The following is a 14,731-nucleotide window of genomic DNA, read 5'->3' on the forward strand; positions in this document are numbered from 1 at the left end:
TGCAGAAGTCTAAAACTGGTATTTCGCCCCAATAAATGCAAAACGTCCTACACCCGAGCCATAGGCACTATCAAAGTTACCAGTGCCGCCGACGATAAACGGACCTTTTTCATCAAATAGGTTATTCACACCGCCATAAACAGAGAGAGTGCGGTTATCGCCTAGCTCCATACTGTAGTTTACCGTTAAGCTATGAGTCGTTACTGATGGCAGTGCACCTTGCCATAGGGGCTCTGGATTGGCTATACAGGTTGTTTCGCCTGTTGCACAGCGTTCATTATTCTTCTCGATAGCAGCTTGCCAGTCTTCATATCTCGAACGGCTGGCTTCCACTGCACCTTTATATTTTGTGCTCCAGCGTACACGCCAGTCATTCTTATACCAAGTTAGTGAAATAGCGCCTTTGTCTTCAAATATATCGGTGTTGAGGTAGCCTTCATAAAGGTCTTCGTATTGCCCATCAGGACCCGTACTGGTGATTGAGTATTCGATCACGTGTGTCCAATCGGCTTTCACCTTAAAGCTACCATAATCGCTAGCGTCATACACATATTCTAGTGCGATATCGTAACCTTTAGTACGGATCTCATCCGTGTTGATGACACGTTGATTGACTTCATAAATCTGCCCTTCTTCATCGCGTTTAATATCACGACAAAACTCGTTACTGTCACCGAATTCCATAGACGAAGCGTAACAGAACTTAATGATGTCTTCGTTAGCAAGTGAGCTTACCGCATCATCAATTTGAATATCGTAGTAATCTAGCGCAATTCTAAAATCCGGTGCAAAGGAAGGCGCTAAAGATAAACCAAAGGTGATGGTATCTGCGGTTTCCTCAAACAGCTCGCTATTTCCTGAGTTGGGTGAGTAGCCGTTATTTTCGTCTTTAAAAGTACCTTCAGCGGCGATAGCGGCTTGTATTCCCGCATCTTTACGGCAATTGTCGTGGCCTGCATCTGTTGACGTCGCGGTAACACCATCACAGATATCATCAAAGCTATCATAGTCGCCACGAGGTGGTGACATAAGTTCGGTGATTGTCGGTGCTCTCATGGCTCGAGCCCAGTTTGCACGAATGGAATAACCTTCGATTGGCTCATAAATAAAGCCAGCCTTGTAACTTTGGATTAATCCCGTATTTGCCCAGCTGTAATCTGCGATACGAGCAGAGACCTCGGCGCTAAGCGATTTTGCCATTGGTGCGTCTTTTAATAGTGGTAACGATAATTCACCGAAGATTTCACGAACACTTACATCGCCTTCAAATGTGGGCACATAGTTAAACGTTACGCCACCATTTGGCACGTTGGTCGATACGCTCTGTGTATCTTTTCTGTATTCAAAACCAAAAGCTGAAGCAACGGCGCCTGCCGGGAGTTCAAATAAATCACCAGTAACAAATCCAGATACCGTTACCTGATCAATATCGGTTGTAATGGAAGGATTGGCGCGAATATAGTCTGCCGCCTCAGGTGTGATTGAGCCTTCACCGAATAAATTAATTGGTACACAGCCTTGGCTACGTGCTTGCTCGTCTTTACACTGAATCGTACCATCAGCAAGGCGCTCAGCATTTAGCGCCTGTTTAACTCGCGCAACGTAGATTTCGTTACTGCGGGTTTGTTCTTGCTTAAATTTGCCGTAACCTACAGAAACATCCCACTCCCAGTCATCCCAAATATAACCGCGGAGACCACCCCAAGTTCTGATTGTTGTTCTTTCATTGCTGTTGACGATATTACCAACTTCAGTAAACAGCCTATCCCATTTTACGCCTTTTGAGCTTGCCTCAGCTCGAATTGCTTCTGGCATATATGGATTATCATAAGGGATACGGCCCATGCAGTCGGAGCCAAATTGATTACTGTTTGGGTCATAGGTCACAATCGCATCGCACTCATCCTCACTTTCTGGCGATTTAACATTGCGCGAGGTATTACGGCTATATTGCAGTTGGAAGTATGCTTCTATAGCAGAATCAAATTCGTACTCTGTTTTAACTGCCGCTGAGAGATCTTTGTCAGGCACCTTTAACATTGTAAATTGGTTGAAATCGATACCGTGAAGTTCTTCTTGCCAATCGTCACGTAAGGTGGTGCCGTCGTACCAAAAGCCGGAGTTAGGTTTGGCACTGCTTGATTCATCAAATACACCACCGGGAATTGAGTCGCTTAAACTTGTCCACTGGGATTTATCAATATCTCTCATGCAGTGATAGGCACTTTTTGTATCAGGGTCGTAGTTGGCAGTGAGCATCACGTTGCACATACGGTCGGTATCGTAGTCCCAGCTATCTTGCTGCTGAGCACGCTTTCTATCCCAGTAGCTTAGTCCCTTTTCTTCGTCGTAAGTGGCACTGACAAATAAGTAGCCTTTACCATTATCGTAAGTCGTACCGTAATCAGCATTTACCGTATATTCACGAGCGCCGCTTTCGGTACTTTCACCACCTCGAGCACTAAATGTAGCCCCTTCTTGATCTTGCTGAGTAATAATATTCACAACACCTGCAACTGCATCAGAGCCATAAGCTGCCGATGCACCACCGGTAATGATTTCAACTCGCTCAACCATACCTTTGGGGATGGTTGATAGGCTCACATAGTTGCCTGAATAGCTGTTTGATACCACTCTTCGGCCATCAATTAACGTCAATGTCCGACTAACACCTAGCTCACGTAAGTCGATAGTTGAAAGCCCAGTATTTTGCACGCTGCTTTGCGAGTTACCATTCCCTGTACCTTCACTTACTTGCGGCATTTCTTCAAAAAGAATATCTGAAAGCGAACCGAAGCCTGCATCATTGAGAGACTCAGCCCCCATAGTGGCGATAGGAGTAGGTACCGAAAAGCTATCACGCTTGATACGAGAACCGGTGATGACGATTTTTTCTAGTGCTTTATCTTCACCTTGCGTTTTAACTACCGAACTACTTTGTTCAACTTGTTGGCGGTCGATTTGTTGCTCTTCTGCAGTTGCTGTATTGCTACATGCGAGCGCAATAGACAGGGCGAGTAATTTAATATTATTGTTAGGTGACACGGGAGTCCCTCTTTTAATTTCTGATTGTTGTTTATTTATTAGATAGTTAGGGCTTGTTGAAAGAAGTACATACCTCATTGTTTTGACTAAGCAAAAAAGCACTGCACCTCATTTTAGCCATTGTGACTGTCACTATGATTCATGCAACGAATTGGACATCTATTCTTTGACGTTTTTAACTCTATTTAATATCTATTATAAAATAAGTATACAATTCAATTTGTTAGGTCTTATTTCTTGAGGTGTTGTATTGTTGCCATGATGTTTGTCGCGTTACTTTTGTCTTTTGGTCGCTAATTTAGGTATGATTTACAACGTATTTACTCATGGTTATAAAAATGCAGCACAGTGCGACTTATCAGTTATTAGATGTCAATATTGATCCGGTTGGGCATATTTTGTCCAGTGCCGGGCAGGAGTGTTGTGTCCAGCCTAAATTTATCGAAGTGTTGACAGTATTGGCGCTTGCTTACCCAAGCGTGGTTACTCGAGAAGAAATCATTGAGCAGGTTTGGGGGGGGAACCTATTTGTTGGAGAGAAAGCGCTAACTAATGCAATTTGGCATCTTCGCAAAACTTTTAAAACCCTACTTGCAGGCAACGAAGAAGAAAGCAGCACCGCTGATTTTGAGGTGATCGAAACCATAAGAAAGTCTGGATATAGACTAAAAATACAGCCAACCTTCATCGATATCCAGGCTACTCCCAGTAAGCCTGACGAGCAAAATTTACCTTTCAAGCTCAAAGTGGCAGGGGTGGTAACCACATTATTCATTCTACTGAGTGTTTTTATATACTTCTTAGTTGAACAGTCAAGCCATCAGCTCGAAAGTGTGACGGATTACCCTGGACGTGAGCTTTTTCCTAGTGTTTCCCCGAATGAGCAGTACCTAGCGTTTGCTTGGCGAAAGTTTGGCAGTCATGCAGGACTATATTTAAAAAATCTAAAACGTCCTGATGAACCTCTTGAAGTATTAGTCGATGGCCCTGGAAATGTCTCTGTATCTGTGTGGGGGCGAGACAATCGTACGCTCTTTTATATAGAGAAGCGCTCAGAAGCATGTACGATTAAGTCACTGAATATAGTGACCAAAACACAATCAAATATAGCGAGCTGTATTGCAGATACGACCACTACCTTAAGCTATTCAGCTGAAAAAAACCTCCTTGGATTTATCGCAAAGCAAAGCCCTATGGATCCTCCAAAAGTAACCTTGCTAAATTTAAACGATAAAACAGCGACAGAGTTAGGCTGTGAGCTAGATTGTGACGGGAGTGGGCTTGAAAGTATTGCGCTTTCTCCCGATGCCAAGCAAATCGCGATTAGTCGCAACTTGCCGAACGGACTTGAAAATCTCTATTTGAAAAATCTGGATACCGGGAAGGAAGTTAAAATATTAAGTGGACATGATGATCTGCGAGGCGTGAGTTGGCATCCCAATGATGATTATTTGGTTGTATCGATGATTGAACATGGCGCACGTCGCGCGTATAAACTTTCACTTGAAGGTAAAGTATTGGGGACATTGCCATTTGATGGGTTAAGTTACCCAAGTTTTAGTCAATCAGGGCGTTTATATTTTCATGACTGGAACATTAATACTTCTATTATGAAACTTGACCTAAACGCGCAGGTCACCAGTTCACCCTTTCCATTACTACAATCACAAACTAGCTTTCGTTATCCCAGTTATTCACCTGTGTCGGAGCGTTTACTCTTTGTGTCTAACCAATCAGGGTTTGATGAAGTTTGGGTGTCTAATTTGGAAGGTGATCAACGAATACAACTGACAGAGCTTGGGTTACAAGCAATGCACCCTACATGGTCACCTGATGGCACTAAAGTGATTTTTACCACAAAGTCACATCAAGGAAGCCAACTTCAACTTTTGGATATGGCCACTAAACAAGTAACGCAACTAAAAACTGGGCTAAAGTATCACGGTAAACCCAGTTGGTCCCAAGACGGTAGCTCAATTTATATTTCTGATGACAATAATGTATTTCGCATTTTTCTTGATTCAAAAAGCGCTCCAGTGAAGTTAACTACTGGCACCACCGCACTTGAACATGAAGGGTTGTTGTACGTATATAAAAGCGAGACACAAGAAATGTGGTGTATCGATTTAGCAACTGGGGTCAACACGCTGTTATTTGAAAATGCACACTTGGCTTCGAGCGCAAGCTGGTCAGTGTCCGATGCGGGACTTTACTATTTGTATGTTCGTCGTGGAGACTTCCGCATTAGTTATTTTGACTTTGCCAGTAAAGCGCATAAAGATATTATCCGAGTTCCAGAACGTAGCTTTAGCCGAAGTCGCGGGCTTGTATATATAGCAGAAAAACAGTGGCTGCTATTTACCGGTTACGAAATCCCACAAGTAGATATAAAACGAATCGAAATGTAGTCATGAGTCACAATTACTCGACTATCATAACCACAGGTTTGGATAAGAAATTAGCTATTAGCTATCCCAAGCTCAGGTTATATAACAAACTCAAGGCAATTTGCCCTTAGATGAAGGATTTAAACAATGATTGAAGTTGGACAAAAATTACCACAAGCCGAGTTGAGCGAACTTACCTCTGACGGCATGGTTAATCACGAAGTAACGGCGTTGTTCGCTGGTAAGAAAGTAGTGCTTTTTGCGGTTCCTGGTGCCTTTACACCAACTTGCTCTGCATCTCATTTACCCGGTTTTGTCGTGAATGCAGATAAACTTGCTCAAAGAGGTGTTGATATCATCGCATGTGTATCGGTAAACGATGCTTTTGTAATGAAAGCTTGGGGTGATGCACAAAACGCAGAAACAATTATGATGCTTGGAGACGGTGATGCGAGCTTTACCAAAGCGCTAGGACTTGAAATGGATACCGGTTCATTTGGCGGTGTACGTTCGCAGCGTTACGCTATGATTATTGAAGATGGCATCGTGACAACACTCAATGTGGAACAACCTAAGCAATTTGAAGTCAGTAAAGCTGAAGTTATTTTAGATGCTCTATGACTGTAAAACTAAATGACCTGAAGTTCGGGTAAATAATACCAGTTCGCTTTGAATGGCCTAAAGGTGCTCTTGTCTGAGCGAATTGGTATGAAAAAGGGCTACTATTTATTGCTTTTAGAAATCATCCAAAAATGATTAGAAAACGTGCGTCATGGCTGGAGACGAAAGTTTTCCTACTCTTGTAAAAGGTTACATGGAGTTAATGTCGTTACAGTATTTTTCCGGCAATGTCAGAGGTCAATATGTGATGGTAAAATCAGCCGATGATTTTGACGAGTGTGGCTACGTTATAAAACACAGTTTTATACCGCCTGGCGAACTTAATAAAATAAAGCAAGTCGTTTTAGCGTTTCATCATGCGTGGCGGGCTGACAATAATGACTTTTATCAAAACAGAGCAGTAAATTCTGCCTACCTTACTGCATCAAAGTACTTAGGCGAACAGCAAAGGCTTGTCCTTTTTCAATTCATTGCCTCTACTTCTCTGGTGTCTCTAGCCGCATCCATATTCTCGGGTGAGTTTAGGTTTATGAATACTCAGCTATTTTTTAACCCAGTGAACATCACTCAACTCAATTACTGGCACCGAGATCCGCAATACCATTTAACCATCGAAGAGCAAAAACAAGCGTTGTTGTTGGGGCCTGAAGTGGTTCATTTTCGGTTAGCACTGGAAGATGAGCCCGGAATAGAATTGATACCGGGTACCCACAAGCGTTGGGACACCGTTCAAGAGTTAAATGTGAGGTTAGAGCAATCAGGGCATCATAATCATGAAAGTCTGTTAGAAGGTAAAACTATTCCACTGAAAGCGGGTGATCTTCTCGCTTTCTCAGCCAATATGATACATCGCGGTATTTATGGCAAAAATAGGTTGGCACTTGATATATTATTTTGTGAGAGTGACCCCAAACTCACTCAGTATATTAACCAAGAGTGTTTACCCGAGGGTGAAATGCTGACGTTACTTGACGTACCACATGTTTTTCATCGTTAAGTAGTTTATACCAATTGCACTAAGTCTCCAATCAATTTGAAGGGTGAAATACCATATTAGCGTCGTTAAAAATTTCTCATTTAGAACAACTAAATAGCAAAATTTTTGTCTAGCTACTAAAGCTATTTCTCCGCTTCAAATTGCTCATTTACCTAATACAATTGGTATTATTTCGAGGTAAGTAAAGCTCAACACGATTAGCTCCTGTTGAGCTTAAAATATGAATTAATTAACCTGAGCTGCGGATAATTAATGCCTTTCTAGCAGCCAGTTTTAGCGCTAACTGCGTTGAATTCACTTCCAATAGCCAGCTATTGGTGCGTAAATTCGCCTTGTTTTCCCTAAAACTTGCTGGCTAGACAAGGAAAAAACTAAGTTGTGCTTTAGCAACAATGAGTTGGAACATTCCTTATCCAAACCTCAGGTTAATTAGATTCTATAAGTCGCATTCGCAGGATTGGAAAAGGCTTTCCCATATCGTCAGTTGGTGAGCGTTCATATACCTTAAAACCTTTTGCTTCATAAAAGCCGATGGCTTCTGGGTTTTGCTCATTGACATCAACAAACTGCACATTTTGTGTTTCAAGTGCAAAGTGAAGCAGCTCAGTTCCGACACCTTGTCCTCTGCTTTTCGCGAGTACAAACAACATCTCGATTTTTTGGTCATTTACACCAATAAAACCGACAATATCCGCGTCGCTATTTTTTACACAGTGCAGCGTAACGTTTGGAAACGCCTGTTCAATAATAATAGGTTTAAAATAAGCGATATCCGCCTCAGTGATAAAATCATGAGTGGCTCGCACAGAGTCTTCCCAAACAGCCAGTAATTCCTGGTAATCGCTTGGTGTAACTGGACTTATCATCATTTTTCCTTTTGCCTAATAAAACAGTCCAAATGGGGTAAAACGATAAACAAAAGGAAGATTGGCCAGCGGGACGAGCATAACATACCCGATGCATTAAGGGTACAACGGGTATATTCAGATAAATTACTTGTATGTGGTTGTATAGATTGTGCGTCCTTAACTATTCATCTAGTTGAAAAAATGCAACTTGATCGGTAAGTAGTTTGGCTTGATTTTCCATATTTCTACCTGAACGAGATGTTGTTTCAACCAGAGTAACGTTCTGCTGAGTAATATTATCCATTTGCGCGATGGTGGTGGAAACCGCAGCTATCCCTTCAGCTTGCTCTTTCCCAGCGTTATCTATGTCTGCCACCATTTTGCTTACCTCGGCAATTGATTGCATTAGCTCATCGAAAGTCGTGCCAGACTCGTATACAAGTTTGCTGCCTTGCGCCACAGCATCAACGCTATTTTTGATCAATGCTTTGATTTCACGAGCCGCTGATGCGCTACGTTGAGCAAGGTTTCTCACCTCTCCGGCAACCACGGCAAATCCGCGTCCAGCCTCACCAGCCCGCGCTGCTTCAACGGAAGCATTGAGGGCTAAGAGGTTGGTTTGGAAAGCGATTTCGTCAATGACGCTGATAATGTCAGAGATTTTCGTGCTGTAAGATTCGATTTTACCTACTGCGGTAATGGCATCATCAATCGATGCTTTACCCGAGTGTGCTTTTTCTCTAACAATAGTCGCTTTCTCTGCGGCATTGCTCGCGCTACTCGCATTCTTTTTAACCGTAGCGGTAAGCTCTTCCATAGTGGCGGCGGTTTCTTCCAAGCTCGCCGCTTGATTTTCAATGCGGCTATTGAGTTCTTCGTTGTTATTCGCGATTTGTTTAGCCACATCAAACACTTGCTCTGCACCGCTGTTTATGGTGTTAACTAAGTCGCTTAATTTATCGAATAAGCCGTTCATTGCTTGTTGCAGCACCGAGAACTCGCCACCTATGTGGTGGGTGATCCTATGTCTTAAATCACCTTGTTCCATTGCCAAGATTGCATCTTTAATATGTTCAACCGCTTGTTTTTGTTCTGTGATATCCGTTGCATATTTAACGACTTTAAAGGGACGGCCTTGTTGATCGAGGATAGGGTTATAAGACGCCTGGATCCATACCTCTCGACCTTGTTTTGCCAATCTTAAGTATTGCCCTGAGTCGAACTCACCTCGATTGAGCTTTTGCCAAAATTGCTGGTATTCAGAACTAGTGGCTTGTTCGTGTGTAGCAAAAATACGGTGATGTTTACCTTTGATTTCGTCAAGTGAGTACCCCATCGTATCTAGGAATGACTCGTTGGCCCATAAAATAGTACCATCCATTGCAAACTCAATGACGGCTTGTGATTTACGAATGGCTTGAAGCTGACCATCAAAATCAGCAGCAATGGCTTTTTGTTCGGTAATATCTGTCGCAAATTTCACGACTTTTAGCGGTTTCCCTTGCTCATCTAAAATTGGGTTGTAGGTGGCATGAATCCAAATTTCTTTGTCACCTTTCCCTCTGCGTTGAAACTCGCCTGTTTCAAATTGGCCTTGTTTTAAACGCTGCCAGAATGTTTTGTATTCACTGCTTTGCGCGTAAAAGCTGTCGACGAACATGCTGTGATGCTTGCCAATGATTTCTTCTTTCTTGTAGCCCATGACAGACAGGAAGTTTTCATTTGCTTTTAAAATATTACCTTGCAAATCAAACTCGATAACGGCTTGCGAGCGGTTGATGGCTTTGAGTTGTCCGGCAAAGTCGAAAGACGCCAGTTTTGCTTGAGTAATATCCGAGGCATATTTGACGATTTTGCCTAACTGGCCATTTTCGTCATAGATGGGAGTATAGGTTGCTTGGATCCACAGAGTGTTTCCTGATTTGGTTAGGCGTTTAAACTCACCTGATTGATGCTTACCTTGTCGTAAAGCATGCCAAAAGTCTTGATATTCGCTGCTCTCAGCGTCTTCTTGTGCCACAAATAGTCGATGGTGTTGGCCTTGTATTTCACTTAATGTGTAACCAACCGCATTTAAAAATAGCGTGTTTGCAGTCTTTATGTTGCCGTAAGGGTCAAACTCAATAACGGCTTGAGTTTGTTTGATGGCATCAACTTGCCCTTGAAAATCAGCAGCTTTTGATTTTTGTGCGGTGATATCTGAGGCATATTTTACGACTTTAATGGGCCTATTCTGTTCGTCAAAAATAGGATTGTAAGTGGCTTGGATCCATATCGTTTTGCCTGATTTTGTTTGCCTTGCGAATTCACCTTCAAAAAATTCGCCATTGTTTAGGCGTTGCCAAAATGCTTGATACTCCTCACTGGCTGCGTAGTCATCCTTAACAAACAGACTGTGATGCTTGCCTTGTATTTCCTCTAGGCTGTAACCCATAACGGACAAAAAGTTGTCATTCGCGCTCAGCACTTTACCGTGCATGTCGAATTCGATAATCGCAAAGGACGCTGATAAAGCTTGTAAATTTGCACTCATGTTGGCAATGGTGGTGAGGTAATCACTGATGTCAGTCGCAATAACTAAAATTCTGCCTTCTTGAGTACGTGATAGCTCCAGTAACAACTTCTTCGGTTTGTGGTCATTTGCAGTATTGAGAGAGAGCGCTATCTTTACATGTGCTTGGTGCTCAAGTTGAGCGAGCCCACGCTTAAGTGCGGCGGCATCGGTTGAGGTGTGACATATAAAAGCGAGAGATTTCAACTCGTGGGTAACTGGGTATCCGAGTAAGCGGGTAAAGGCCGGACTAACTTGACAAATATCTGTTTGATAATCGACTTCCAAGTAAGGGGTTTTTGCCTTAAAGAGTTGAAATAACGCTGTATCTTGTCCATCTTGCTTTTTTGCTTTTCCCAAGCCAAACGTGATCATATATAAGCCACCTGTAGCGGTAAATTTTAACAATATTAACTATAGTAAAGTTGCTTAGGTCCGCCACAAAATAGCCGCAAAACAAACATATAATTGTGCGACTTAAAGCAAATTACCATCACGGATAATAAGGGTATAGCCGTAACTCAAATGTCTTGGTAAAATCTTCGCCAATTTTTATAAAAACGAGCATTAAGATGGGCAGAGCATTTGAAGTCCGCAAAAACGCCATGGCAAAAACGGCGGCGGCAAAAACAAAAGTAAACTCAAAATACGGAAAAGAGATTTACGTTGTTGCTAAAAATGGCGGCGCAGATCCTGAAACGAACTTGTCACTACGTCGTTTAATCGACAAGGCAAAGAAAGATCAAGTTCCTGCACACGTTATTGATAAAGCAATCGAAAAAGCGGCAGGCGGTGCAGGTGAAGATTACACGCCAGCGCGTTATGAGGGTTACGGTCCAGGTAACAGCATGATCATCGTTGACTGTTTAACAGACAACATGAACCGTACTATCAAAGATGTTCGCTTACCGTTTACCAAAACTGGTTCAAACTTAGGTAACCCAGGTTGTGTGGCGCATATGTTTGACCACTTTGCAATCTTAGGATTTGCAGGTGATGACGACGAGTCAGTTTTGGAAGCGCTAATGATGGCTGATGTTGATGTTACTGACGTAGAAGTTGAAGACGGCCAAGTTTCTGTTTTCGCACCTCACACTGAATACTTCAAGGCGAAAACAGCACTGACAGAAGCGTTTGAAGGGATCACGTTTGAGGTAGACGAAATCACTTGGGTGCCGCAAACTCACGTAGAAATCGAAGATCCAGAAGCAATCGAGACATTCGAAAAGCTAATCAACATGCTTGAAGATGTGGATGACGTACAAAACGTTTACCACAATGCGATTGTCAAAAGATAAGTCGTTTATCGATATAGCGCATAATACCAATTGTACTAAGTCTCCAATCAATTTGAAGGGTGAAATACCATATTAGCGTCGTTAAAAATTTCTCATTTAGAACAACTAAATAGCAAAATTTTTGCCTAGCTACTAAAGCTATTTCTCCGCTTCAAATTGCTCATTGACCTAATACAATTGGTATAAATAGTTAAGGCCGACATCGTTCGGCCTTTTTATTGTCTATGCCTTGGGTGTAGCAACATTAGTTTTTATCATGGCAATAGGAAACAATAATAGTAGCGTTTGCGAGCCAATATAGATGACCCAATTAACGTGCCTTGCAATAGGAAAGTAGCCATCCCCTTGGTTTGCGAACAGCCAAAATTGACCGATAATAGCATCCGCTAGCATTGCTAGAATAAAGCCGCTGGCAACTGCGTAGTTGGTTTTTTCGTTGAGTTTAAGGTTTTGAATCATAAGCCAAAAACCAAAAACACCGAGCAAGGTCACTAATAAGCTATAACTTGCGCTCAACAGCAGGGAGTATTGGCTTATCGTTGGTAGGTACATCATTTTATAGCTAAGCGACGATAACGCAATAGACACCACAACCAATACGGTCGCGGTTGCTAATGTTAATGCAAATTCTCGCCTTAAAAACCGAATAAGCAGTCCGAGTAAAAGCCCATAACCAAAGGCAAAAAACCAAATAGAGTCGATCAAGTAGTCATGCTTTATGGTTTGATCTTGACGATGATAAAGCTCAAAGAGATTGAAGTTGACGATATCTCCGCCAGTACATAAGAGCAGGGCTATCCAACAGAGTTTTATGTCTTTGTGTAAAGTACTGGGACTAGTAGCCAAGCTGGTTTTACGAACATGCCACCCTAATCGCAACACAAGAAGTAGTGAGACTGATGGTAAAACCCATTGAAATAAGGCTTGGTGACTTTGCCAAAGTAGGCTGCTGCCAAGCAAAGACGTCACGGTCGCAATGCCAAGCAAAAGCAATGTGATAGGTTTATAGTGGACGGTTTGCAGTATATTATTCACAGTCATTCCTTGTTGGCAATTATGGCAAGCTGTTTAGAGGCTTGTTTTTTCACCTTATGCAAAGTGTAATAATTATCTGCGTAATTGCCTCTTGCTGTATCAATTTACAGTACAATCATTTACAGTATTTGTCTTGCAGATCTATTACATTGCTACTTTTTATAAGGGTAACTCGTTCATGTCTAATCTTAAACTCAATATAGCGCTTTCATGCTCAGTTCTTGCATTGGCTTTTTCTGGGTTTAATGTCATTCAAACCAAATTAGCAACCTCTCCTGTGGCAACGCACGTATATCAGAGCTCAGCTCAACAGCCTCACTATAATGCAACTCAGTATACGCAGAGCACTCAGATTTCAACTGACGAGTCTGAACAAGTTACTAAGTTAATGGCTCGGATCAATAAACTTGAAACGAGGTTACAGGCATTGTCGATGGAAAAGTCTGATTTACTTTCTGAGCAAGCGCCGGATGAGTTTGAGTCTTTAATCTTCTCTTTGATAGAAAAGCGTGAACAGCAGAAAATTGACGAGATGAAAGCAGAAAACCCCATTTATGGCTTTTATGAAGACTTACCCGAAGACTACGAAATGCGGATCAAAACTGATCCTGAGTACGCAAGTCAAATCAGCAACGATTTAAAACAGAAAATTCTAAATAACAGTTTACCGGCGGCGGAGCGTTTAGCTGCAATGAGTCAGCTGCAAATGAACATGTTTATGCTAAATCGCAATGAATTAGAGCAATATGATTATCAAGCTGTAGAATCTATCCTCAATATGACGCATAACATGAGTGATGAAAAGTTGAGGCTACAGGCGCTTGAGCTTGTGTCGCGTACACCTATCGTTGATGAGCGTTTGTCACAATCGTTTGTGAAAATGTTAGAGCAAGAGCCTAATGATTACGTGAAAAGTCTCGCCGCAGAAGGATTGATGTCACAGTACTTCCAGTCAGGTGCCGATCCAAAGCAGCAACAAAGGATCGCACAAGATTTGCTGTCTCTCTATGAAAATGCATCGGATCCTAAGGTTAAAGCCATCCTCAAAAACTTGATGGGCGATGAGCGTATGCTGGAAGAGCTAAAACGCCAGTCAAATGGTTGATGTACATGGAGTTAAAACTTGGAAAATAAGCAGTTAGATATCGAATATCGAGTAATCAAGGAACATATCAATGAGTTTCCGACCCCCATCACGTTTAAACAAGGCGCCAGATTGAACGTTGGTGAAGAATATGAAGGCGAAGAGGGATGGGACAATTGGTTTTTCTGTGAAACTGAGGAGCAAGTGTCTGGTTGGGTACCTGCTCAAGTATTTCGCTTAGTCAATCCCAAACAAGGTGTTGCATTAATGGACTATACCGCTCAGGAACTATCGGTAGTTCAAGATGAACACCTGTTGGGGCATAACCAACTCAATGGTTGGGTGTGGTGCTCAAGTAAAAAGTCTGAGCTGCAAGGTTGGGTACCGCTTCGTAATCTAACACAAATCTAGCGTGTGTTGCTTTTTAGCAACACTCCTCGCTTTTCTCTACTACTTTTTTAAAATACTTGTGTTTTTTGTCAGTTTTCCGCTCACTCTGTCACTTTATAGCAATTACTTCAAGATGGATGTGAGTTCTAATCTATTGATTTTTAATTGTTTTTATTTGCTTTCTGGTTTCTTAGAAAATATAAGAAAAAATTTTCGATATTTTTATAAAAATTTTTTCTGGCGGTTCTGCTCAATACCGAATGTGAATGATTGTCGCATGAAACTTAACCGCTTTGGGCTGCACTCAAATCCAAATTTTTTATGGTGTTGCTTTTATGCGACACCTTAACTTATTGAAAATAAATAAGTTTTAATTTTATCTCGACATCTCCTGTTGCTAAATGGCAACAATCTCACTGAATCCATCCTTAATGAAAATTCATCTTTGTTTTTAACTTGTTGATTTTTATATTCT

General features: G+C 41.9%; 10 protein-coding genes. 6 read left to right on the forward strand and 4 right to left on the reverse strand.

All coding sequences use genetic code 11. From position 1 onward, the window contains the following. Nucleotides 1-9 precede the first annotated feature (9 nt). Nucleotides 10-3,045, reverse strand: coding sequence for a TonB-dependent receptor domain-containing protein (locus tag NO992_RS17790; protein WP_371379507.1), 3,036 nt, complete (start codon nt 3,043-3,045; stop codon nt 10-12). Nucleotides 3,046-3,383: 338 nt separating this feature from the next. On the opposite strand from NO992_RS17790, the gene NO992_RS17795 reads away from it, so the two are divergent. From NO992_RS17795 to NO992_RS17805, 3 genes are all read left to right on the forward strand, one after another. Next, the gene (locus NO992_RS17795) at nt 3,384-5,453 is read left to right on the forward strand and encodes a winged helix-turn-helix domain-containing protein (protein WP_371379510.1); all 2,070 of its coding nucleotides are present in this window, start codon (nt 3,384-3,386) and stop codon (nt 5,451-5,453) included. Nucleotides 5,454-5,579: 126 nt separating this feature from the next. Further along, complete coding sequence (locus NO992_RS17800) at nt 5,580-6,053, forward strand: peroxiredoxin (RefSeq protein WP_371379513.1); 474 nt, start codon at nt 5,580-5,582, stop codon at nt 6,051-6,053. Nucleotides 6,054-6,255: 202 nt separating this feature from the next. Beyond that, complete coding sequence (locus NO992_RS17805) at nt 6,256-7,050, forward strand: phytanoyl-CoA dioxygenase family protein (RefSeq protein ID WP_371379516.1); 795 nt, start codon at nt 6,256-6,258, stop codon at nt 7,048-7,050. 425 nt (nt 7,051-7,475) lie between these two features. Here the strand turns inward: NO992_RS17805 and NO992_RS17810 are convergent, their stop codons facing one another. After that, nucleotides 7,476-7,916: a GNAT family N-acetyltransferase gene (locus tag NO992_RS17810; protein ID WP_371379576.1), complete on the reverse strand. Its 441-nt coding sequence runs from the start codon at nt 7,914-7,916 to the stop codon at nt 7,476-7,478. Between the two features lie 163 nt (nt 7,917-8,079). Next, nucleotides 8,080-10,824 carry a methyl-accepting chemotaxis protein gene (locus NO992_RS17815; RefSeq protein WP_253106508.1) on the reverse strand — a complete coding sequence of 915 codons (2,745 nt, stop codon included), beginning with the start codon at nt 10,822-10,824 and terminating at the stop codon, nt 8,080-8,082. Between the two features lie 197 nt (nt 10,825-11,021). On the opposite strand from NO992_RS17815, the gene NO992_RS17820 reads away from it, so the two are divergent. Further along, nucleotides 11,022-11,747, forward strand: a complete 726-nt coding sequence (locus NO992_RS17820; protein ID WP_010375669.1) for a YebC/PmpR family DNA-binding transcriptional regulator — start codon at nt 11,022-11,024, stop codon at nt 11,745-11,747. 222 nt (nt 11,748-11,969) lie between these two features. Here NO992_RS17820 and NO992_RS17825 read toward each other — a convergent pair whose 3' ends face one another. Beyond that, entirely contained in the window at nt 11,970-12,782 is an 813-nt protein-coding gene (locus NO992_RS17825; protein WP_010375672.1) for a hypothetical protein, read from the reverse strand. 178 nt (nt 12,783-12,960) lie between these two features. Here NO992_RS17825 and NO992_RS17830 point away from each other — a divergent pair, with 178 nt between their 5' ends. Together NO992_RS17830 and NO992_RS17835 are read left to right on the forward strand one after the other, a co-directional pair. Then, a complete protein-coding gene (locus tag NO992_RS17830) occupies nt 12,961-13,887 on the forward strand; it encodes a hypothetical protein (RefSeq protein ID WP_010375674.1) in 927 nt (308 codons plus the stop codon). 18 nt (nt 13,888-13,905) lie between these two features. Next, the gene (locus NO992_RS17835) at nt 13,906-14,277 is read left to right on the forward strand and encodes an SH3 domain-containing protein (protein WP_371379521.1); all 372 of its coding nucleotides are present in this window, start codon (nt 13,906-13,908) and stop codon (nt 14,275-14,277) included. Nucleotides 14,278-14,731: the final 454 nt, after the last annotated feature.

The sequence above is a fragment of the Pseudoalteromonas sp. DY56-GL79 genome, assembly GCF_041414765.1.
In the GTDB taxonomy this organism is placed as follows: Bacteria; Pseudomonadota; Gammaproteobacteria; order Enterobacterales; family Alteromonadaceae; genus Pseudoalteromonas; species Pseudoalteromonas piscicida.

What these genes read in the sequence shown, in the direction of transcription:
- NO992_RS17805 (WP_371379516.1), top strand. Translation starts at nt 6,256, where the DNA reads ATGTCGTTACAGTATTTTTCCGGCAATGTCAGAGGTCAATATGTGATG.
- NO992_RS17830 (WP_010375674.1), top strand. Translation starts at nt 12,961, where the DNA reads ATGTCTAATCTTAAACTCAATATAGCGCTTTCATGCTCAGTTCTTGCA.
- NO992_RS17800 (WP_371379513.1), top strand. Translation starts at nt 5,580, where the DNA reads ATGATTGAAGTTGGACAAAAATTACCACAAGCCGAGTTGAGCGAACTT.
- NO992_RS17810 (WP_371379576.1), bottom strand. Translation starts at nt 7,916, where the DNA reads ATGATAAGTCCAGTTACACCAAGCGATTACCAGGAATTACTGGCTGTT.
- NO992_RS17820 (WP_010375669.1), top strand. Translation starts at nt 11,022, where the DNA reads ATGGGCAGAGCATTTGAAGTCCGCAAAAACGCCATGGCAAAAACGGCG.
- NO992_RS17795 (WP_371379510.1), top strand. Translation starts at nt 3,384, where the DNA reads ATGCAGCACAGTGCGACTTATCAGTTATTAGATGTCAATATTGATCCG.
- NO992_RS17815 (WP_253106508.1), bottom strand. Translation starts at nt 10,824, where the DNA reads ATGATCACGTTTGGCTTGGGAAAAGCAAAAAAGCAAGATGGACAAGAT.